General features: G+C 55.2%; 18 protein-coding genes. 11 read left to right on the forward strand and 7 right to left on the reverse strand.

Annotation, left to right across the window (positions count from 1 at the left end):
• Positions 1 to 13: 13 nt before the first annotated feature.
• The 5 genes from ACOZK9_RS04715 to ACOZK9_RS04735 all read right to left on the reverse strand — a co-directional run bounded on the left by ACOZK9_RS04715 (position 14) and on the right by ACOZK9_RS04735 (position 5,048).
• On the reverse strand, positions 14 to 1,177 hold the full coding sequence (locus tag ACOZK9_RS04715) for a type III PLP-dependent enzyme (RefSeq protein ID WP_058412733.1): 1,164 nt from the start codon (positions 1,175 to 1,177) through the stop codon (positions 14 to 16).
• A gap of 421 nt (positions 1,178 to 1,598) precedes the next feature.
• Positions 1,599 to 2,756, reverse strand: coding sequence for an osmoprotectant ABC transporter ATP-binding protein OsmV (locus ACOZK9_RS04720; protein WP_053131666.1), 1,158 nt, complete (start codon positions 2,754 to 2,756; stop codon positions 1,599 to 1,601).
• The gene (locus ACOZK9_RS04725; protein WP_058412732.1) at positions 2,753 to 3,406 is read right to left on the reverse strand and encodes an ABC transporter permease; all 654 of its coding nucleotides are present in this window, start codon (positions 3,404 to 3,406) and stop codon (positions 2,753 to 2,755) included. Before ACOZK9_RS04725 ends, ACOZK9_RS04720 begins: the two co-directional genes overlap by 4 nt.
• 11 nt (positions 3,407 to 3,417) lie before the next feature.
• Entirely contained in the window at positions 3,418 to 4,311 is an 894-nt protein-coding gene (locus ACOZK9_RS04730; protein WP_058412731.1) for a glycine betaine ABC transporter substrate-binding protein, read from the reverse strand.
• A 20-nt stretch (positions 4,312 to 4,331) separates the two neighbouring features.
• Complete coding sequence (locus ACOZK9_RS04735; protein WP_421555371.1) at positions 4,332 to 5,048, reverse strand: ABC transporter permease; 717 nt, start codon at positions 5,046 to 5,048, stop codon at positions 4,332 to 4,334.
• Positions 5,049 to 5,379: 331 nt separating this feature from the next.
• Here ACOZK9_RS04735 and ACOZK9_RS04740 point away from each other — a divergent pair, with 331 nt between their 5' ends.
• From ACOZK9_RS04740 to ACOZK9_RS04780, 9 genes are all read left to right on the forward strand, one after another.
• Complete coding sequence (locus ACOZK9_RS04740; RefSeq protein WP_058412730.1) at positions 5,380 to 6,963, forward strand: peptide chain release factor 3; 1,584 nt, start codon at positions 5,380 to 5,382, stop codon at positions 6,961 to 6,963.
• A gap of 592 nt (positions 6,964 to 7,555) precedes the next feature.
• On the forward strand, positions 7,556 to 8,074 hold the full coding sequence (locus ACOZK9_RS04745; RefSeq protein WP_058414387.1) for an Hcp family type VI secretion system effector: 519 nt from the start codon (positions 7,556 to 7,558) through the stop codon (positions 8,072 to 8,074).
• Between the two features lie 80 nt (positions 8,075 to 8,154).
• Positions 8,155 to 10,209, forward strand: a complete 2,055-nt coding sequence (locus tag ACOZK9_RS04750) for a type VI secretion system Vgr family protein (RefSeq protein WP_421555372.1) — start codon at positions 8,155 to 8,157, stop codon at positions 10,207 to 10,209.
• Complete coding sequence (locus ACOZK9_RS04755) at positions 10,206 to 11,084, forward strand: DUF4123 domain-containing protein (RefSeq protein ID WP_421555373.1); 879 nt, start codon at positions 10,206 to 10,208, stop codon at positions 11,082 to 11,084. Before ACOZK9_RS04750 ends, ACOZK9_RS04755 begins: the two co-directional genes overlap by 4 nt.
• Positions 11,084 to 14,563: a T6SS effector BTH_I2691 family protein gene (locus ACOZK9_RS04760; RefSeq protein ID WP_421555374.1), complete on the forward strand. Its 3,480-nt coding sequence runs from the start codon at positions 11,084 to 11,086 to the stop codon at positions 14,561 to 14,563. Before ACOZK9_RS04755 ends, ACOZK9_RS04760 begins: the two co-directional genes overlap by 1 nt.
• Positions 14,564 to 14,583: 20 nt before the next feature.
• Positions 14,584 to 15,327 carry a hypothetical protein gene (locus ACOZK9_RS04765; RefSeq protein WP_421555375.1) on the forward strand — a complete coding sequence of 248 codons (744 nt, stop codon included), beginning with the start codon at positions 14,584 to 14,586 and terminating at the stop codon, positions 15,325 to 15,327.
• Positions 15,328 to 15,625: 298 nt separating this feature from the next.
• A complete protein-coding gene (locus ACOZK9_RS04770; RefSeq protein WP_421555409.1) occupies positions 15,626 to 16,375 on the forward strand; it encodes a hypothetical protein in 750 nt (249 codons plus the stop codon).
• 255 nt (positions 16,376 to 16,630) lie between these two features.
• A complete protein-coding gene (locus tag ACOZK9_RS04775; RefSeq protein WP_421555376.1) occupies positions 16,631 to 17,209 on the forward strand; it encodes a hypothetical protein in 579 nt (192 codons plus the stop codon).
• Positions 17,210 to 17,229: 20 nt separating this feature from the next.
• Positions 17,230 to 17,973, forward strand: a complete 744-nt coding sequence (locus tag ACOZK9_RS04780; protein ID WP_421555377.1) for a hypothetical protein — start codon at positions 17,230 to 17,232, stop codon at positions 17,971 to 17,973.
• Between the two features lie 74 nt (positions 17,974 to 18,047).
• On the opposite strand, the gene ACOZK9_RS04785 is transcribed toward ACOZK9_RS04780, so the two are convergent.
• The gene (locus tag ACOZK9_RS04785; protein WP_421555378.1) at positions 18,048 to 18,398 is read right to left on the reverse strand and encodes a hypothetical protein; all 351 of its coding nucleotides are present in this window, start codon (positions 18,396 to 18,398) and stop codon (positions 18,048 to 18,050) included.
• Between the two features lie 63 nt (positions 18,399 to 18,461).
• Between ACOZK9_RS04785 and ACOZK9_RS04790 the strand changes: the two genes are divergently transcribed.
• Complete coding sequence (locus tag ACOZK9_RS04790; RefSeq protein ID WP_122250508.1) at positions 18,462 to 18,719, forward strand: hypothetical protein; 258 nt, start codon at positions 18,462 to 18,464, stop codon at positions 18,717 to 18,719.
• Between the two features lie 96 nt (positions 18,720 to 18,815).
• Positions 18,816 to 19,073 carry a hypothetical protein gene (locus ACOZK9_RS04795; protein WP_421555379.1) on the forward strand — a complete coding sequence of 86 codons (258 nt, stop codon included), beginning with the start codon at positions 18,816 to 18,818 and terminating at the stop codon, positions 19,071 to 19,073.
• Between the two features lie 87 nt (positions 19,074 to 19,160).
• On the opposite strand, the gene ACOZK9_RS04800 is transcribed toward ACOZK9_RS04795, so the two are convergent.
• Positions 19,161 to 20,297 carry a hypothetical protein gene (locus tag ACOZK9_RS04800; RefSeq protein ID WP_421555380.1) on the reverse strand — a complete coding sequence of 379 codons (1,137 nt, stop codon included), beginning with the start codon at positions 20,295 to 20,297 and terminating at the stop codon, positions 19,161 to 19,163.
• Positions 20,298 to 20,415 lie beyond the last annotated feature (118 nt).

Raw genomic sequence — 20,415 nt, forward strand, 5'->3', positions numbered from 1 at the left:
CTGGCGGTGCTGCTTACACGTAGAACGACTTCAGCGGCGGAAAGCCGTTGAACTCAACCGCGCTGTAGCTGGTGGTGTAGGCACCGGTCGACAACCAGTACATACGGTCACCAATTGCCAGGTTCAGCGGCAGGCCGTATTTGTAGTTTTCGTACATGATGTCGGCGCTGTCGCAGGTTGGGCCGGCGATCACCACTTCTTCCATCTCGCCTTTTTTCTCGGTCCAGATCGGGAACTTGATGGCTTCGTCCATGGTTTCGATCAGGCCCGAGAACTTGCCCACATCCGTGTACACCCAGCGCTCGACGGCGGTGCGCGATTTGCGCGCAACCAGCACCACTTCGCTGACCAGGATGCCAGCGTTGGCGATCAACGAGCGGCCGGGTTCCAGGATGATTTCCGGCAGGTCATCGCCGAAGTCTTCCTTGAGGAAGCGGATGATTTCTTCGGCGTAGGTTTCCAGGCTGTTGGTGCGGGTGATGTAGTTGGCCGGGAAGCCACCGCCCATGTTGATCAGTTTCAGCTGAATGCCGTCTTCTTCTTTCAAGCGTTCGAAGATTACTTTGACCTTGGCGATGGCGGCGTCCCATACGCTGATGTCGCGCTGTTGCGAACCGACGTGGAACGAGATGCCATAAGGCACCAGGCCGAGGTCACGCGCAAGAATCAGCAGGTCCATGGCCATGTCGGTCTGGCAGCCGAATTTGCGCGACAAAGGCCAGTCAGCCGTGGTCGAGCCTTCGGTGAGGATGCGCACGTAGACTTTCGAGCCCGGTGCGGCCTTGGCAATGTTGCGCAGGTCGGCTTCGGAGTCGGTCGAGAACAGGCGCACGCCTTTATCGAAGAAGTAGCGAATGTCTTTGGATTTCTTGATGGTGTTGCCGTAGCTGATACGGTCGGGGCTGACGCCACGGTCCATGACCTTGTCCAGCTCGTAGATCGAGGCGATGTCGAAGCTCGAGCCTTTGTCTTTGAGCAGGTCGATGATCTCGACGGCCGGGTTGGCCTTGACGGCGTAATAGACTTTGGCAAATTCGAAACCGGCGCGCAGGTCATCGTAGGCCTGGCTGATCATCGCGGTGTCGATCACCACGAACGGGGTTTCCTGTTTGTCGGCGAACGCCTTCATTTTGTCAAAGGTGGCGCGCGCGAAATAATCTTCGACGTTGATCGACATGCTGGGAACTCCTAAGGGCAAACTGGTTTGATCAATGGGTGCAAATGAACGTCCTCCGTATCCCCACTTTGGTTCGCCTACTTCCCAAGGCATGTCGCCGAAAGCAAAAAGGCCATGGGAGTAACCGCTCCCTTGGCCTTGCTGTCTCGTCGTCAGTACTTGAGCCGGATGGATCGTTTCCAGCATGGACGTTCGGCGCGAACTTTAGGACGTGAGAGACCATAGATCAACTAAAAATGTCGCGTTTTTGCACGCGTTCGTCGCGCAGCGACGTTCAGCTACTTATGTAACCGACAGGTATGACGAATTGATGTTCCCCGAATGGGTTAAATCCACGGTATTTCGCTGACATACCAGAGAGCAAAATGTGGGAGGGAGCAAGCCCCCTCCCACATTTTGATCCCTGGTGTGTCAGTTCAGATCAAGCCAGAGCTGTTTCGGCTGGCGAAACAATGCTGGTCTTGCCGCCACGCGATTTACCCGAACTCAAGTACTCGGCAATCGACTCTTGAGTCACTTCACCGAGGAACACGCGTTCGGCATCCATCACCGGCAGCCACGAGCGGTTGAACTCGTACATGCGCGACAGCAGGATGCGCAAGTGTTCGTCGTACGCCGCGGTGGCATTGAACTCGCGCAAGTACTGGCCGCAGGTGCCGGTTTGACGGTGCAGGTCGCGACGTCGTACATAGCCCAGTGCCTTGTTCTCGGCGCAGGTCACCACCACGTAACGGCGGTCGGTTTCGTCCATTAATTCCAGTGCCTCGGCCACCGGGGTTTCCGGGCTCACCGACGGTGCGTTGTCCGCTGCGTCCTCGGCTTTCACCAGCAGCAGGCGCTTGAGGGTGCTGTCCTGGCCGACAAAGTTGCTGACGAATTCGTCAGCCGGGTGCGCCAGCAGCGTGTCCGGGTGGTCGATCTGCAGCAGCTTGCCGGCGCGGAAGATTGCGATTTTGTCGCCCAGCTTGATGGCTTCGTCGATGTCGTGGCTGACCATGATCACAGTCTTGTTCAGCGCGCGCTGCATCTCGAAGAACTCATTCTGGATCATCTCGCGGTTGATCGGGTCGACCGCGCCGAACGGCTCGTCCATCAGCAGCAACGGCGCATCCGCCGCCAGCGCACGAATCACGCCGATACGTTGCTGCTGGCCGCCCGACAGTTCACGCGGGTAGCGATGCAGGTACTGCTTGGGCTCCAGCTTGATCATGCTCATCAACTCACGGGCGCGGTCGTGGCATTTCTGTTTGTCCCAGCCCAACAGCTTGGGCACGACCACGATGTTTTCCTCGATGGTCATGTTCGGGAACAGGCCGATTTGCTGGATCACGTAACCGATGTTGCGACGCAGGGTCACTTCGTCGAGGTCGGTGGTGTCTTCGCCGTTGATCAAAATCTTGCCCGAGGTGGGCTTGATCAGGCGGTTGATCATTTTCAGCGTGGTGCTCTTGCCGCAGCCCGACGGGCCGAGGAATACGCAAATCTCGCCTTCGTTGACGGTCAGGCTTACGTCGTTCACGGCAGACACTGTTTTGCCGTTGCTTTGAAAAGTCTTGGTCAGGTTTTGAAGTTCGATCATTTGAGCAGTCCTTTTGGAGTCAGCGAGCGTTGCAGCCATTGCAAAAGCAGGTCGGCGAAGATGGCCAGAAGACTGACCAGTACGGCGCCGACAACCAGCATCGACATGTCGCTACGGCTGATGGAAGCCAGAATCAGTACACCCAGGCCACCGGCGCCGATGGTGGCGGCGATGGTCATCACGCCAATGTTCATCACCACGGCGGTGCGCACACCGGCGAGGATCACCGGCACCGCGATGGGCAATTCGACCATGCGCAGGCGCTGGGCGAAGGTCATGCCGATGCCTTTGGCGGCTTCGCGAATGCCCGGTTCCACGCCGGTCAGGGCCAGGTAGGTGTTACGCATGATCGGCAGCAGGGAGTAGAGGAACACCGCGGTAATAGCCGGCATTGGCCCCAGGCCCTGGCCGAATTTGGAGTAGAACGGCAGCAGCAGGCCGAACAGCGCAATCGACGGTACGGTGAGCAGCACCGTAGCGCTGGCTTGCAAGGGCCCCGCGAGCGTCGGGAAGCGCGTCATCAACACGCCCAGCGGCACGCCAATAAAGATCGCCAGCAGCACCGCGATGCCGACCAAGGTGATGTGCTGCAAGGTCAGGTGCAGGACTTGTGCCCAGTCAAGATGGGAAAAGGCGTTTAAAAATTCCATGTCTTCTCCTCTTAGTTGATCGGGTGTTGGCGCAGGAAATCGGCGGCAACAGCGGACGGGCTTTCATGGTCGACGTCGACCCGCGCGTTCAACTGGCGCATGGTTGCGTCGTCGAACAGCGCGGCCAGCGGCGCAAGGTCGGCGGCCAGTTGTGGGTGAGCATCCAGGTACACCTGACGCACCACCGGGGCTGCGGTGTAGTCCGGGAAGTAATGCTTGTCGTCTTCCAGCAGCTTCAATTTGAAGGCGTTCAGGCGACCGTCGGTGGTGTAGACCAAACCGGCAAATACCTGGCCATTACGCAGCGCGGTGTAGACCAGGCCGGCGTCCATCTGGCGCGTGTTTTCGCGCGTCAGGTTCATGCCGTACAGCTTGACCATGCCGCCCATGCCGTCGGAACGGTTGGCGAACTCGGTGTCCAGGGCGACCAGGCGTGTGCCTTTGGTTTTTTCGGCCAGGGCTTGGGTCAGGTCGCTCATGGTGTTGATCTGCGGGAATTCCTTGGCCACATTTTCCGGCAACGCTAACGCGTAGGTGTTGCTGAATTTCGACGGCGACAGCCAAACCAGGCCTTTTTTTGCGTCGAGTTCTTTGACTCGGGCGTAGGACTGTTGGCTGTCGAGCTTCTCGTCGACGTGGTTGTAGGCCACCAGCGAGACGCCGGTGTATTCCCAGATCAGGTCCAGTTGCCCGCTTTCCTGGGCACTGCGCGCCAGGTTGCTGCCCAGGCCACCGGTTACTTGGGTGTCATAGCCCTTGGTGCGCAGGTACTGGGAGGTGATTTCGGCGAGCAGGGTTTGTTCGGTGAACACCCGGGCGCCGATGCGAATGACGGGTTTTTCTGCGGCTTGCGCAAAACCTGCAAACAGCAGGACGCAGCTCAGTATCAGTGTCAGTTTTTTCATATCAATTCCTTTGCCGAGCCTTAAGACGGACGCAACCCGCGTTCCAGCCAGAGGCGGCTGGCCATGGTCACCAGACCGTCAAGCAGCAATGCCAGCAACGCGGTGCACGCGGCGCCGAGTAGCAATTGCGGCTGATTGTTCAAGGCGATGCCGGGGAAGATCAGGCTGCCCAGGCTGTTGGCACCAATCAGGAACGCCAGCGGTGCGGTGCCCACGTTGATCGCCAGGGCCACGCGTACGCCGCCGATGATGATCGGCACGGCGCTGGGTAATTCCACGCGAAACAGCACTTGGCGCGGCGTCATGCCGATGCCGGTGGCGGCTTCTTTCAGTGAACCCTGTACGTTTTTCAGGCCTTCGTAAGTGTTACGCACGATAGGCAGGAGGGAGGCGAGGAACAGCGCGAAGATGGCCGGGCCACTGCCAATGCCGAGGACGCCGAGGGCGATGGCCAGTACGGCCAGGGGCGGGACGGTGTTGCCGATGTTGAAGATCTGCATGAAGCGTTCTGCGCGCCCGACCATGTTCGGTCGGCTGAGCAGGATACCGGCGGGGATGCCCACAATCAGGGCGGCCAGCATGGAGACCAGGACGAGAATCAAATGAGCTTGCAGGTAAAACAACAAATCGTCGCGGTACAGTTCGATCGTGTTGATGCCGATCCAGTGGACCAGCAGGGCCAAGAGGGCGACGACAACCGCTCCTCCTATCAGCCCTTTGCCATAGCGAATAGCCACAGGCGGACTCCTTTTTTCTTTTGTCGGCGAACACATTTCCGAGCGGCAATGCCATGCATGGCTGCCTATGAATGAGTTCGCGAAAAGCAGCTCGCCGATACCGGCAACGCGGTATGCGATCGAGCCATGAGCGCAGCCTCGTCAGGCTAACTTGCTGATTTATCAGCCCCTGTTCCGAGTGCGGTAGCAGGGGAGTGGACGTCTCTACCTTTTAAAAGGTTCCACAGTTGGCAGCATTTAGCCACCCCCAATGGGCTGAACGGTGGTCTGGCCCCTGGGGTTTGCGCTATACTCGCCGCCCTTTTTTGACTCACCTGCCAGGCGATTTCCCATGACCCACCAGGCCGCCGAAGTCGCGAAACGCCGCACTTTCGCCATTATTTCCCACCCCGATGCCGGTAAAACCACCATCACCGAGAAGCTCCTGCTGATGGGCAAGGCAATCGCAGTGGCCGGCACGGTGAAATCCCGCAAATCCGACCGCCATGCGACCTCCGACTGGATGGAAATGGAAAAACAACGGGGTATTTCCATTACCACGTCGGTCATGCAGTTCCCGTATCGCGACCACATGGTCAACCTGCTCGACACCCCGGGCCACGAAGACTTCTCCGAAGACACCTACCGCACCCTGACCGCGGTGGACTCGGCCTTGATGGTCCTCGACGGCGGTAAGGGCGTTGAGCCACGTACCATTGCGCTGATGGACGTGTGCCGCCTGCGTGACACGCCAATCGTCAGCTTCATCAACAAACTCGACCGCGATATTCGCGACCCGATCGAGTTGCTCGATGAAATCGAAGCGGTCCTGAAGATCAAGGCCGCGCCGATCACTTGGCCAATTGGTTGCTACCGCGACTTCAAGGGCGTGTACCACCTGGCCGACGACTACATCATTGTCTACACCGCCGGCCATGGCCACGAACGTACCGATGTAAAAATCATCGAGAAGCTCGACTCCGACGAAGCCCGCGCCCATTTGGGTGACGAGTACGACCGGTTTGTCGACCAGTTGGAATTGGTGCAGGGCGCCTGCCATGCGTTCAACCAGCAGGAATTTCTCGACGGCCAACTGACCCCGGTGTTCTTCGGTACGGCCTTGGGCAACTTCGGTGTCGACCACGTGCTCGACGCCGTGGTGAACTGGGCGCCGAAGCCTCTTGCGCGCGTGGCCAACGAGCGCACCGTGGAACCGGTCGAAGAAAAATTCACCGGCTTCGTGTTCAAGATCCAGGCGAACATGGACCCCAAACACCGCGACCGTATCGCCTTCATGCGCATCTGCTCCGGCAAATACGACAAAGGCATGAAGATGCGCCATGTGCGCACCGGCAAGGATGTGCGCATCGGCGACGCCCTGACGTTCTTCTCCTCCGAGCGTGAACAGCTTGAAGAAGCGTTCGCCGGCGACATCATCGGTTTGCACAACCACGGCACCATCCAGATCGGCGACACCTTCACCGAAGGCGAAACGCTGGGCTTTACCGGTATCCCGCACTTCGCCCCGGAACTGTTCCGCCGCGTACGCCTGCGTGACCCGCTCAAGTCCAAGCAACTGCGCCAAGGCCTGCAGCAGCTCGCGGAGGAGGGCGCCACCCAGGTGTTCTTCCCGGAGCGCAGCAACGACATCATCCTCGGCGCCGTCGGTGTGCTGCAGTTCGACGTGGTCGCCAGCCGCTTGAAAGAGGAATACAAGGTTGAGTGCTCGTATGAGCCAATCACCGTGTACTCCGCGCGCTGGATCGATTGCAGCGACAAGAAGAAGTTGGAGGAATTCTCCAATAAGGCTGTGGAAAACCTGGCGATCGACGGCGGTGGTCACCTGACCTACCTGGCCCCGACACGGGTTAACCTGGCGTTGATGGAAGAGCGCTGGCCGGACGTGAAATTCCGTGCGACGCGCGAACACCATTAAGGTCTGAGCGCTACGAGGAAGGGCGAAGCTGTGATGGCTTCGCCTTTTTTATTGAGCGAGAGTGATGTTTAACGCTTTCATTTGCATTAACGCGCGTGCTGCACTTGCGGTGTTAATAGGAAATAGAGCTTCTTGAATTTGGAAATAAAAGATTTATTAATTATGTGTCGTAATGTTTCATAAGTTCGGTGGCTTGAGCGACAAGCTGCATTGTTCGTGCGTGAATATCTTGGTGCTGACTGATCTGCAAGCATCGCTTATGCTCTCCCTCTTAGTTGGAGGCATGATCAAAAAGTCAGGCAACTAGTTGCGCAGTAGTCTGTGGAAAAACCTGTGGATAGATCCCTGCAGGCTTTATACATAAAGGCGCATAGGCGAGTGCGCAGGAAGTTGCGCACCACTGCGCAAGAAGTTGCTCAACATTCACGGTTTTCTCTACGCAACTTGTCCGCACATGCCGCTAACACGTCCACGGCACCCCCGGGTTATATACGAAATAATTAACGTGGCACGGTATTTGATACGTGCTTAGTTACCCACCGGGCGATTTCGCCTCCCGGGCATTCTTATTTATCCAGCAAGGAGCATCTCCATGGCTACGCCAGCGTATATGTCCATCACGGGCACCAAACAAGGCCTGATCACCGCCGGTGCTTTCACCGCCGATTCGGTTGGCAACACCTACCAGGAAGGTCATGAAGACCAGGTCATGGTTCAGGGCTTCAGCCACGAAGTGATCATCCCGCGTGACCCGCAGTCCGGCCAGCCTACCGGCCAGCGCGTACACAAACCGGTCAAAATCACCAAGGTATTCGACAAGTCCTCGCCTCTGCTGCTGGCGGCGCTGACTTCCGGCGAGCGCCTGACCGAAATCACCATCCAGTGGTACCGCACCTCGGCTGCCGGCACCCAGGAACACTACTTCACCACCAAACTTGAAGACGCGATCATCGTCGACATCAAGGACTACATGCACAACTGCCAAGACCCGGCGAACTCGCACTTCACTCACCTGGAAGACGTCGAATTCACCTACCGCAAAATCACCTGGACCCACGAAGTATCCGGTACTTCGGGTTCCGATGACTGGCGTTCGCCGGTCGCTGGCTAAGCCTGGCTGACCGTTGCACACATCGGCCAGCACTGCTGGTCGATGTTGTTTTCAGCATTGCATGACACAAGGAACAAGGGATGTTCGCGCCGGCCAATCAGACTCACTTCAGCCTGACCATCGAGGGGCTGGCAAACGACCTTCAAGTTTTCAGCCTGAGCGGTCGCGAGGCGATCAGCCAACCGTTCGCGTTCGAGATTGAACTGGTCAGTGAACAGCCGTCCCTCGACCTCGAAAGCCTGCTGCACAAACCGGCCTTTTTGCAGTTGTCACCTGACGGCAGCGGCATTCACGGGCAAATCTACCGGGCCGCCCAGGGCGATTCCGGCAAGCGCCTGACGCGCTACGCCGTGACGCTGCGACCGCAGCTCTCCTACCTGGCGCACCGCATCAACCAGCGCATCTTCCAGAACCTCACGGTGCCGAAAATCATTGGCCAGGTCCTTGAAGAACATGGCATCCAAAGCAATGCCTATACCTTCCACCTCGGCACGATTTATCCCGAGCGCATTTACTGCGTTCAATACGATGAATCGGACCTGCATTTCATACAGCGCCTGTGCGAGGAAGAAGGTATTCACTACCACTTTCAGCACAGCGCCAGCGGCCACAAACTGGTGTTCGGCGATGACCAAACGGTGTTCCCGAAACTCGCGCCCGTGGCCTACCAGCAAGACTCCGGCCTGGTCGCAAACGACCCGGTCATCAAGCGTTTCGACCTGCGCCTGGAAACCCGCACCAGCCGCACCACACGTCGCGATTATGACTTTGAAAAACCGCACATCACCCTTGAGTCCGACAGCCGCGGCGACGCCCAGCCCGACCTGGAAGACTACGATTACCCCGGCCGTTTTATCGACCGCACCCGCGGCAGGCACCTGGCCAAACGCGGGCTGGAGCGGCACCGTGCGGACTACCAACTGGCCGAGGGTAAAAGCGACCAGCCATTGCTGGTCAGCGGCCACTTCCTGGCCCTGACCCAACACAGCAAAGCCCGCTGGAACGACCTCTGGCTGCTCACCGAAGTACTCCACGAAGGCAAACAGCCGCACGTGCTGGAAGAGTCGGTGACCAGCGACACCACCGCGCTCAAAGACGACTTCCATCAGGGCTATCGCAACCGCTTCCTGGCGACCCCGTGGGACGTGCCGAACCGGCCACCGTTGAAACACCCGAAACCGCGCATCCTCGGCAGCCAAAGCGCCGTGGTCACCGGCCCCAAAGGCGAAGAAATACACTGCGATCAATACGGTCGCGTCAAAGTGCAATTTCACTGGGACCGCGACGGCCAGGCCGACGATAAAACCAGCTGCTGGCTGCGCGTTTCGTCCGCCTGGGCTGGCGCGCATTACGGCGGCATCGCCATTCCGCGTATCGGCATGGAAGTGCTGGTGACGTTTCTTGAAGGCGACCCCGACCAGCCACTGATCAGCGGCTGCCTGTACCACAAGGAAAACGTCGTCCCCTACGACCTGCCCGCCAACAAGACACGCAGCACCTTCAAGACCCTGAGTTCGCCCGGCGGCAGCGGTTTTAACGAGCTGCGCATCGAAGACAAAAAAGGCCAGGAACAAATCTTCCTGCACGCCCAGCGCGACTGGGATGAAAACATCGAGCACGACCAAAAAATCAGAGTCGGCAACGAACGCCACGACACCGTTGAAGCCAACACCTACAGCGAATTCAAGACCGAGGAACACCACACCGTCTACGCCGACCGCAAAGTTGAAGCGCGCGCAGACGACCACCTGACGGTTGCGGTGAACCAACACGTCAAAATCGGCACCGGGCATTTCGTTGAGGCGGGCCAGGAGATTCACCTGAGCAGCGGCTTGAAGGTGGTGCTGGAAGCCGGCAGTGAGCTGACGCTCAAGGCCGGTGGCAGTTTTATCAAGATTGATGGCAGCGGCGTGGTGTTCAGCGGGCCGGTGGTGAATGTGAATACCGGTGGCAGCCCTGGCAGCGGCACACCGGCGGCGCCGTTGTTGCCGGGGCCGTTGAAACAGGCGGATGCGGATGTGCCGGGTCAACTGTTGGTGCCGGCGCAGCGGCAAGCGTTGATGCGTGCAACGCCGCGCTGTGAGATCTGCGAGCAGGCTGCGAAGGAACAAACCGAGAAGGACCGTGCGAAGTGACTAACCCTTCACCCGCCAACTTTGTGCTAATCGACGGTGTGTTGCGGCCCGACGCGATTAAACATTTGTACCAGCGCGGCGAACCACTTGAGATCGTGCCGCTGTACATCGGCACGCGCTGGCAAGAACTGCACGATGTAGGCCCCATTCTGGTATCGCTGCAAGGCTCATCCTCGCTCATCAATGACATTTGCCAAAGTGCCTTTCAGCAAGCCGACGCCAGCCTGCTTTACAGCCGCGCGCCTATGCCCAGTATTGCAGCGCACCTACGGCGTTTTATCGCGCCACCGGATGTGCTGGGGGGTAATGGGTTACTGCGGTTTGCTGACCCGTTGGTGACGCGTTACTGGTTGGGCAGTCATCAGGGCGAGCACCTGGATGCCGTCTTGGGACCGATTGAGGCGTGGCATATTCCCCAAATACCGCATTCATGGGAGCTTGCGCAGCCCTGTGAATGGCGAAGTGTATTGCGTGGTGCAACACCTCCTGAATGGGTGAATACCTACGCCCAGTTGGGAGAAGCTCAGTTGGCTGCACTCGACCAGGCTGCGCGCTGGCGATTTATGGAGCGCCTGAACCAAAGTTTCGAACAGAGCCACCCAGAACGGATAGCCAAGTTGGACCCGGTCAGCCGCACGCAGTGGTTCGATCAACGGCTGGATGAGGCCGACACCTGGGGCCTGTCCAGCGAGCGCAGCCTGGCCATCTGGGTCGAGTACAGCTTGCGCTGGGGCACCGGGTTTACGGTTCGCCCCAATTCGCCCTATCAGCAATGGCTTGCCAGCACCGCCGTAGCACTCAAGCTGGCTCCAGAGTTACGTATCCAGCAGATGGATAACGACTGCCTGGCCATCGAAATCGACGAGGAAGTGTGATGACGCAGCCCGCCACAGCCGCTCAACTGAAACAGGCCAACCGTAACCAGGCGTTCCAGAATACCTCGATGGCCAAGGGGCAGTGCCCGTTGATGCAAGGGGAAGTGGCGATTTTCCCGGTTCGATACGCCTTGGACGAATCACCAAAAAAAGGCAGTGCTCAGGGACCCAATCCGCTGCCGTCCAACTGGTCTGGCGGCACGCTGCCACCCTTGCAGAGCCGCAGCTACACCTTGCGCCAACTGCGCGATGGCTGGATTTATGTGTGGAACAGCACCGAAAAAACCTTCCATGAATATCAGGTCAAGGGCGAAATGCTCACGCGCCACACATGGACCGACGGCCAGCTGAATAAAGACGTCCGCAACAATCCGGGCACCACACAACCCTATCTGACATACCCCCGCAACAGCCAACTGCGCATCGCCTACTCACCTGTGCAATGGACCTGGCGCATGTGCGAGTTGATGCGCAGCCGCGCCACCGAGCAAACACAATGGATGCGCAAGGTCGATCTGCCGACGTACTGTACGCAGGCAAAAGTCAGCCACGGGGCAGCCATCACCGAGCTGGGCAAAAGCGTGGCGGACATTCTGGTTGCCGGCGAAAAAGCCCCGACCTTCACCAGCACTCTTCTGCCGACCCAAGCAACCGAGGCTGACGCACCGTTCAAGCCGGCCTTCGAGGAGGCACTGGTGCGCGGCAGAGTTCCGGCGCAGGACACGGCGCTCTTCGTTGCGCTGGATGACCCTCTGGCGCTGGTCGACGACCTGAACATGAACCTGATCGGGCGGCTGATGGAGCAGAGCCAGTTCGAAGCGCTGCACCAACACAAACTGCAAAGCGCATTTGCCGTGCAGAATTTATGTGGGCTGAATACCGACGCGCTGATTCCGTCATCAATCAAAGACCCGATTCAGCGGCAAGCCTATACCGACGATCTGTACGCGCTGCTCAGCACCAATGATCAAGTGGAACGCGGCAAGGACCTGGTGTCTGGCATTGAAGCACCCTTGGTAGAGATGGGCGCCGCCTCGATAATCAGCGCGTCGCAAACACTGTTCACCTCCAAATGGGGCAAACTGCCGGAACACACTGCCTGGCAAAGCGCTGTCGAGGAATGGAACGCCAAGCGCCTCTGGCGTGAGGATGTGCGGTTTGATGAGGTGCAACAGTACCTCAGCCAAACCACGCGTGAAGCCTTGCAGTTGCAGCAACATATTCAGCGTAGCGAAGCAGACTTGCTGACCTGGCTCGACCAACTGAGCCCGTCTGCCGAGGCCGTTTACCACGACACCTGCAACGAAGAGCAAGCGACTCAGTTGCTCGAAACCGCCCACGCCCTTTACACCGCATTGGGCAACGCGCAGGCCGGGCAAACGTGGTTGTGCGAGCAGGCGAAAAAACCGACCAAACTGTTCGGCCTTGCGCTGTTCAACTTCAACCCGCACGTTGCCAACTTGATCAAGCAGGTGACGCACAACTTCAGCACCACCGGCAACCTCGACGACCAGGGCCGCGAAGGCGATGGCGGTTCTGCCGCGCTGTCGCCCACGTCCGCAGGCGATGCCACCAGCCTCGCTACCCGCACGGGGGAAATCAAAGCGGTATTCGACCTGGAACTCGTCAAGAACAGCAAGCTTTACAAAGCTATGAGCGACGCGGCAAAAGCCGCCATGACCACCCTGATCAAAGTCGCCAATAACCAGGCCAAAGACGCTTGGCACGGGCTGAGCGGCCTGCTTTTACCGGCGATGAAGCAACAACTGGGCTTACTGCTCGCCGTGCCCCAAGTATTAATTTCTACCGAAATTTCCAGCGCGACCCAACTGGTGTTCAACCCGACCTACCAGCGCGACTTCCAGGCTTGGGCGCTGAAGGTTGCAACCCTGCAGAAAAAGATAGACGGCGACAAACGCATCGTCCATCGCCCCGGCACGCCGCATGATCAACGCTCCGCGCGCATTTCATTACAAGCCCACGAAGCCCAACTTAAAAACCTGATGCTGGAACGCCCCAATCAAATCGTCGCCAAGGCATCCGGCAGCACGCGCCTGAATGCAGGGCTGCCGACGATAAATCAATGGCTCGCCGACCTCGGACAATCAGAAGTCATCGCGCAATTGAAACTGACGGGAACCCATGCTTACCTGGACCGCACCCGGGCCTGGATGAACCAGAACCTGGGGAACGCCCTACCCGTTTTGCTGGTAGGCCTGAATGTGTGGAACGTGTTTAATAGTGCGAATAAGGCATACAACGATGGTCAGTTCTCAGCGGATGAGTGGCGTACGGTGGGTGCGAATGCTGGGTATGCGGCGAATGCGATAGCGGCGTTATGGGTGGGGCCGGCTTGGAGTCGGGCAGGGGGGATGATGGCTGAGGTGGGCCAAAAGACTCGCAGCTTGGCTCAATCGTCTTATAAAAGTTGGCTTTCAGAAGCAAAAGACGCTGCGGCTACCGGAAATAGCGCCAAAGCCACTGTTGCCAACGAAATGGCAGCGGCTTCGAAAGGTCTGATTTTGCGCACGGTGACGTGGGCTGCTTTGGGGGCCATTGCGGCGGGACTGGAGGCTTGGCAGATTTCCAAGGATGCCAGCGGCGCCACTAGTAAAGAAGAAAGCGCGTTACTTTGGGCGAAGTTTGGTGTTGTTTTCGGAATGTCCTTTATTGCAACAGGCCAACTAGTTGGCGCAGCCCTTGGCTCTTTTTTCGGATTTGCCTGGGTTATGTCTACACCGGTGACGATCATTTTGGCGATCTTAGGGATCGCATACTTGATGATCACAATGGTAGCCAACAGATACAAGCGCGAGGGGCTGCGTCTGTGGCTGTTCCGGTGCAGTTGGGGGCGTGAGACTGAATCAAAATGGCTGGGCGATGAGGGGCATCCCAAACAAATGCAAGCCTTATTGGAGACCTTGCAAAGGCCCAGCGTATTGGGACGAGCCTTATATTACGGCGGTGGCAGTACGCCAAGAACGTGGCTGGGCTTCTGGGTACAAATCCAAGTGCCCACAGCGTTGGTGGGTAAAGACATCACCTTGCAACCTGCGATGGTTGAGAAAAAGTACTTGTTTTCCGATAACAAACTGCAAACTACTGCAACAGGTTTTTATGAGCAGCTGCTCCACGGTAATTGGGTAGATCCTAAGCAACTTGGACTGCTACCCGATGGTCCTGGCGGCACAATTGGCCTGACAGATTTTGTATATAAGAACACAGAACAGCACCGTGTTTGGCAGGCATGGATTGGGACATCAACAGCCAGCCCAATTTTTGAGCTTGAGGTTAAATATCCTGCAGGCGTGCTTCAGCGTAATGATGGGCGGGGTTATTTATTTCGATTAGCGCTAGAGTGGGCCTCGAGCGAGGCGGATCGTGCTAACAATGCGTTCAGCGGCGAACTGACGGAAAAAGACGATATAGTACTGAGGCTGAATGGCACACAGCTACTGAAACTTCCCGTTCCTTCTTAAATTAATTAATGAGTCTTGCGATGTTGAACTTTAGCAAATCACTTGAACTTCCTCCCCAGCTTCAGTGGAGGTATGAGAATGAGCCAGAGTTGTTGGCGTGGACGATTCGGGCTCGAAATTATAATACATTTGTTGCTAATTTAATGTTTGCATTTATGGTTGCGCTTATATTCGGAGGCTCTCTAATTATGTATTCAGTCTATGAAGGGATGAGCCAGCCTTGGCGAACTCTATCCTGCATATTTTTCTTTATTTTTATATCATTTACAATTTCCTGCATGACTCACCAGCGAATGAATTTTGCGTATCGCTTTACTAAGTCGGGCTTAGAGTACTGTGAATGGAAAGATTTCCCTAAGTGGGCACTGACATTCTTAAAATGGTTTTCCGTGGTCACTGCAGTTATTTTTATCTACTTGGCAACCATCGATCCAACATTCTTGATTGGAGCGTTGGTCGGGCCCGGTGGTATGGGTTTGATATACCTCTCGATGGCAAGTTCCAAGAATTTTCAACGGATGCATACAGAATACCACCATTACTTCTTACATTGGAGAGAGCTTACAAAGTCCACAGAGGCCACCAATAGAGTTATGATAGAGCTTGAGTATAAAGTGCCGAAGAAAGACTCTATTTATATGACTATAGGGCGACAGTATGTTTTTTTTACGTCGAAACAAAAAGAGCAGGTTTGTCAGATTGTTAAAAGTAACCTGCTATCTAGCACTCCCTACGTCGTTGAGAAAGTAGACGTCTTAAATTAATTTTTATGCTAAATTTTTATTTTTTTGAAACGTGCTACTGAGCGGCACTATTTTTCGCTAAGTGCTGATTATTTAGCACAGGCGATCTGTATTAAATTTATATATGGCGGATGTGAGCTGGAGAACGGGCGTGGTTATCTATTCGATTAGCGCTAGAGTGGGCCTCGAGCGAGGCTGATCGTGTTAATAATGCTTTCAGTGGCGAGCTGACGGAAAAAGACGATATCGTGCTGAAGCTGAATGGCACCCAGCTATTGAAACTGAATGTTCCTTCTTGAGTTAATTGATGAATCTTACGATGTTTAACTTCAAAAAATCGCTTGATCTACCTCCTCAGCTTCATTGGAAGTATGCAAATGAGCCAGAACTGTTAGCCTGGACGATCCGGGCGCGCAACTACAATACCTTTGTGGCGAATGCAATGTTTTGGTTCTGTTTTATCGCTATAACAATTGGCTCTATTTTACTATATCGAGACGCGAAGAGTGATCTGTTGTTCAATGGAGTATTAACTATATCGTTTTTTGCAGTCGTAAACACCGCCTTAATATCAATTACACATCAGCGCATGAATTTTGCCTATCGCTTTACTAAGTCAGGAGTAGAGCATTGCGAATGGAAAGATTTTCCTAAGTGGGTACTGACGTTTTTAAAGTGGTTCTCCGGCATCACTGCAATTATCTTTATTTACCTGGCAACCATTGATCCGACTTTTTTGATCGGCGCACTCATAGGGCCAGGCGGCATGGGATTGATGTATTTGTCGATGGCACACTCCAAAAGCTACCAAGAGATGCATACTCAATACCATCACTACGCTTACAGGTGGGAGGAAATCACTCAGCTTGCCATTGCCACCAACAGAGAAGTAGTTGACTTAAAGTACAGTGTCACTCAAGAGGGAAATGATTTCAAAACTAATTGGAGTCTCAATATTTTTTGTAAGCGAAAACAAAAAGAAAGCATAGCAAATTTTATTAGGCCGTACTTGTCGCCAAACGTACCATTTATCAAAGCCAAGGTTAATGTACCTATGAGCACTGACTAGTAGTAAAACGCTATTTTTCAGGCGAAATGAATAATAAAGGAGGCAATTACTCTAATCTTCAAGATGGCTGGGTGTTGGTTTAGCTTAACATCGAGCGATGTCTACGCCGGTGGATATCTTAGGGGGCGCATATTTGATGATCACTATGGTTGCCAACCGCTAAAAACGCGAGGGCTGCGCTTGTGGCGTTTCCGGTACAGTTGGGGACGTGGGCCTGAGTCAAAATGGCTGGGCGATGAGGGGCATCCCAAACAAATGCAAGCCTTATTGGAGACCTTGCAAAGGCCCAGCGTATTGGGACGAACCTTATATTACGGCGGTGGCAGTACGCCAAGAACCTGGCTGGGCTTCTGGGTACAAATCCAAGTGCCCACAGCGTTGGTGGGTAAAGACATCACCTTGCAACCTGCGATGGTTGAGAAAAAGTACTTATTTTCCGATAACAAACTGCAAACTACTGCAACAGGTTTTTATGAGCAGCTGCTCCACGGTAATTGGGTAGATCCTAAGCAACTTGGACTGCTACCCGATGGTCCTGGCGGCAAAATTGGCCTGACAGATTTTGTATATAAGAACACAGAACAGCACCGTGTTTGGCAGGCATGGATTGGGACATCAACAGCCAGCCCAATTTTTGAGCTTGAGGTTAGATATCCTGCAGGCGTGCTTCAGCGTAATGACGGGCGTGGTTACCTATTTCGATTAGCGCTAGAGTGGGCTTCGAGCGAGGCTGATCGTGCTAATAATGCCTTCAGCGGCGAACTGACGGAAAAAGACGATATAGTACTAAGGCTGAGTGGCACACAGCTACTGAAGTTGCCGGTTCCTTCTTGAATTACTCAATGAGTCTTACGATGTTCAACTTCAGCAAGTCGATTGATCTTCCTTCTAAGCTCCAATGGAAGTATGAAAACGAACCAGAAATGTTAGGTTGGACAATTCGTGCGCGAAATTATAATACATTTGTTGCTAACTTAATGGTTTTGTTTTTGGCTGCGTTAATATTTGGGTGTTCACTAATTATGTATTCAGTGTATGAAGGAATGAGCCAGCCTTGGCGAATGCTGTCCTGCGTATTTTTCTTTTCTCTAATGATGTTAGTTCTTATGAGTGTCACGCATCAGCGAATGAATTTCGCTTATCGCTTTACAAAGTCTGGAGTGGAGTACTGCGAATGGAAAGATTTCCCTAAGTGGGCACTCACATTCTTAAAATGGTTTTCCGTAATCACTGCAATTATTTTCATCTACTTGGCAACCATCGATCCAGCATTCTTGATTGGCGCGTTGATCGGGCCCGGTGGTATGGGTTTGATGTACCTCTCGATGGCAAGCTCCAAGGGTTTTCAGCGGATGCATACAGAATATCATCATCACTTCTTACATTGGAGAGAGCTTACAAAGTCCACAGAGGCAACCAATAGAGTCATGATAGAGCTTGAGTATAAAGTGCCGGAGAAAGGCTCCATTTATATGACTATAGGGCGACAGTATGTTTTTTTTACGTCAAAACAAAGAGAGCAGGTTTGTCAGGTTATTAAAAGCAACCTGCTGCCTAGCACTCCCTACGTCGTTGGAAAAGTAGACGTCTTAAATTAATTTTTACGCTGGATTTGTTTGGTTTTTTTGCAACGCGCTACTGAACGACGCTGTTTTTCGCTAACGGCTGATGATTAAGCCAGGTCGATCTGCCGACGTACTGCACGCAGGCAGGAGTCAGCCACTGGGCAGCCATCACCGAGACGGCAAAAGCGTGGCCGATATTCTGGTGCCGGCGAAAAAGCCCCGACCTTCACCAACACTCTCATGCCGCCCCAAGCAACCGAGGCTGACGCATTGCTCAAACCGGCCTTCGATGAAACGTTGGTACGCGGCAGGGTTCCGGCGCGGTAAGCGGCTGATCTACGTGTTGAGCGAAGCCGCGATTGCAGCAACAACTGCTCCAAACCGCCCACGCGTTTTACACCGCCTTGCGCAACGCACAAGCCAACCACCAACAGCATCTGCGCAGTCAATTGGCGCAAACCCCACATCCGGTCTAGCGTTTCCCCTACCACACCCATTCACCGACGGAACAGGAGACCAGCGTGCGTATAACTCAACGCATCATCCATTTGATGCTTCTGGGAGCCTTGGGACTCTCCACCGGCTGGGCGCCCTCCGGGGCATTGGCAGCCGCAGGAGCGCCTGCCTGGAAAGACACCGGCCCGGTCACCAAGCGAAAGCAGAACGAGGTGAATTCCGGTGGCTGGCAACCGCAAGTTCAGCCTGCGCCCAAGGAGGATGCAGAAAACCCCTACAACGAGGGCGAAGACAGTGAAACGTATGACGACGGTGACACGTGAGGTCTGGCGCAATTCGGGCATTGGGGCTAGCGTTTAACCCGGCGACGGTAAACCGCTGTCGCGCGGGATTCATCTACTGACTGGGCGGAATCGACCATGAGTATTTTTCAACGGGTAGTGTTGTTGATGAAGGTGTTGGTGCTGTTGTCGTTGGGGATGTCGACGGCTTGGGCGCATAACCCGCCGCAGGGTAGCCAGGCGGGGTTCTCGGCGGCGCAGACGGTGCAGGGCAAAGGCCTGCAACTGGCGAAGTCGGAATCCGAGGCAGGCGACCAGGACCAGGGTGGCAGCAAGGACGACGACGATCAGCAGGCGCCGGATGACGATGCGGATCAAGGCGACAGCGATACGTAAGACCAATTGAAAACCGCCCTTCGCGCCAGGCTGTCATGTGTCCTGGCGGGAAGGGCGGGATAACGCGAATCTGCTGATGGCTATCAATCAGCTGATAGCGTCAAAGTAGTCGTAGCTCAGGATGTGTTCTGTCGAAAGCCCTGGCTCTGGGGTATAGCGGGTGCCTTTTGCTGCCGTAAATTTAATACCTGCGCTGCCGAGAGAGATGTCGCGCTCGCCGGCTGTTTCAGCATGGGTCGTGTAAACCGTGTTGCGCATCGTCACATACCCTTTCAAGTCGTTTTTCATTGCGCTGAGCGATTCATTTATTTGGGTAGGCGTGAGGTTGAGTTTCTTTTCCAGACGCACACCCCAGCGAGTCAGGCAAACTTCCGCAAAGTGGCGAACAATCTGGCCGGGTTGTGCATACACCTTCGATCCTTGATTGCCATTGGGGGCAGCGTTACCCACTAATGTTGCATGGCGCCCGGGCATTGGGTAAATGTGCATGTTGGTTGCGTTGTCACAGTCGGGCACCACGCATGCAAACCCCATGGAACGCTCATCCCTGGCGTAGAACGCCACGTACTCTTTCACGTTACTTCCGAGTTTTACCCGGCTCTGCTGGAAGTTCAAAGCCCCCGGAACAGGGTCGACCGCAAAGATATTAACCGGCACATTTTTTAATGCGTTGTCGTTGAGCATCGCATTGGCCAGCATATGGCAACTGATCCCTCCGCGGCTCCAACCCACCAGGTTGACTTGGGTGGGAATGATGCCGTCTTTTCGAAAGGTCTTGATGATTTGCTCTTGCAACTGCTGCTGCGTGACTTTGCGCGCGCCGTAATCATACGTGCGCCAGTACCAACTGCCGGTCACCTTGACGTCCTCAATCGGGATGCCGGCTTTTTGCAGTTGGTTGTAGTTTTCTTCGGTTAGTTTTTCTCGTTGCCAGGTGAAGCTTCCTTTCAGGATATTCATGGCGTGGGTCACGTTCTCCTCCCAGCCGTAACCCAGGGCAGCTCCCTTTACTTGGAGGTAGTTACCTGACGCTGTGAACAGCTCATCGGCTTGTAAATTGCCGCTGCCGGGCCCGTCGATAACAATCCATTCGGCGAACTCTTTACTGAGGCTTTGCGTATTTTGCGCGAGTGTTGAGATCAGTTCGCCGTTCCAGTAGCTGGCGTTGCTGTCATCAAATTTAGTTGAGCCGGTGCCGCAGAAAAAAACTGTGAAGGTGGTCATGAGCGCCTACCCATCCGTTGGATAAAAGTCGTGGGCTCATCAAAAGGCAGATAGGGTTTTACGGCTACTGTGAGAACTGACAGGTTGTTAGATTGCTTTCGAATAGTTAACGGTGTTT

The sequence above is a fragment of the Pseudomonas kitaguniensis genome, from assembly GCF_049199985.1.
Taxonomy (GTDB): Bacteria; Pseudomonadota; Gammaproteobacteria; order Pseudomonadales; family Pseudomonadaceae; genus Aquipseudomonas; species Aquipseudomonas kitaguniensis.

Coding starts and splice junctions, on each gene's coding strand:
- ACOZK9_RS04715 (WP_058412733.1), bottom strand. CDS start 1,177: ATGTCGATCAACGTCGAAGATTATTTCGCGCGCGCCACCTTTGACAAA.
- ACOZK9_RS04720 (WP_053131666.1), bottom strand. CDS start 2,756: ATGATCGAACTTCAAAACCTGACCAAGACTTTTCAAAGCAACGGCAAA.
- ACOZK9_RS04725 (WP_058412732.1), bottom strand. CDS start 3,406: ATGGAATTTTTAAACGCCTTTTCCCATCTTGACTGGGCACAAGTCCTG.
- ACOZK9_RS04730 (WP_058412731.1), bottom strand. CDS start 4,311: ATGAAAAAACTGACACTGATACTGAGCTGCGTCCTGCTGTTTGCAGGT.
- ACOZK9_RS04740 (WP_058412730.1), top strand. CDS start 5,380: ATGACCCACCAGGCCGCCGAAGTCGCGAAACGCCGCACTTTCGCCATT.
- ACOZK9_RS04745 (WP_058414387.1), top strand. CDS start 7,556: ATGGCTACGCCAGCGTATATGTCCATCACGGGCACCAAACAAGGCCTG.
- ACOZK9_RS04750 (WP_421555372.1), top strand. CDS start 8,155: ATGTTCGCGCCGGCCAATCAGACTCACTTCAGCCTGACCATCGAGGGG.
- ACOZK9_RS04760 (WP_421555374.1), top strand. CDS start 11,084: ATGACGCAGCCCGCCACAGCCGCTCAACTGAAACAGGCCAACCGTAAC.
- ACOZK9_RS04765 (WP_421555375.1), top strand. CDS start 14,584: ATGTTGAACTTTAGCAAATCACTTGAACTTCCTCCCCAGCTTCAGTGG.
- ACOZK9_RS04770 (WP_421555409.1), top strand. CDS start 15,626: ATGTTTAACTTCAAAAAATCGCTTGATCTACCTCCTCAGCTTCATTGG.
- ACOZK9_RS04775 (WP_421555376.1), top strand. CDS start 16,631: ATGCAAGCCTTATTGGAGACCTTGCAAAGGCCCAGCGTATTGGGACGA.
- ACOZK9_RS04780 (WP_421555377.1), top strand. CDS start 17,230: ATGTTCAACTTCAGCAAGTCGATTGATCTTCCTTCTAAGCTCCAATGG.
- ACOZK9_RS04795 (WP_421555379.1), top strand. CDS start 18,816: ATGAGTATTTTTCAACGGGTAGTGTTGTTGATGAAGGTGTTGGTGCTG.
- ACOZK9_RS04800 (WP_421555380.1), bottom strand. CDS start 20,297: ATGACCACCTTCACAGTTTTTTTCTGCGGCACCGGCTCAACTAAATTT.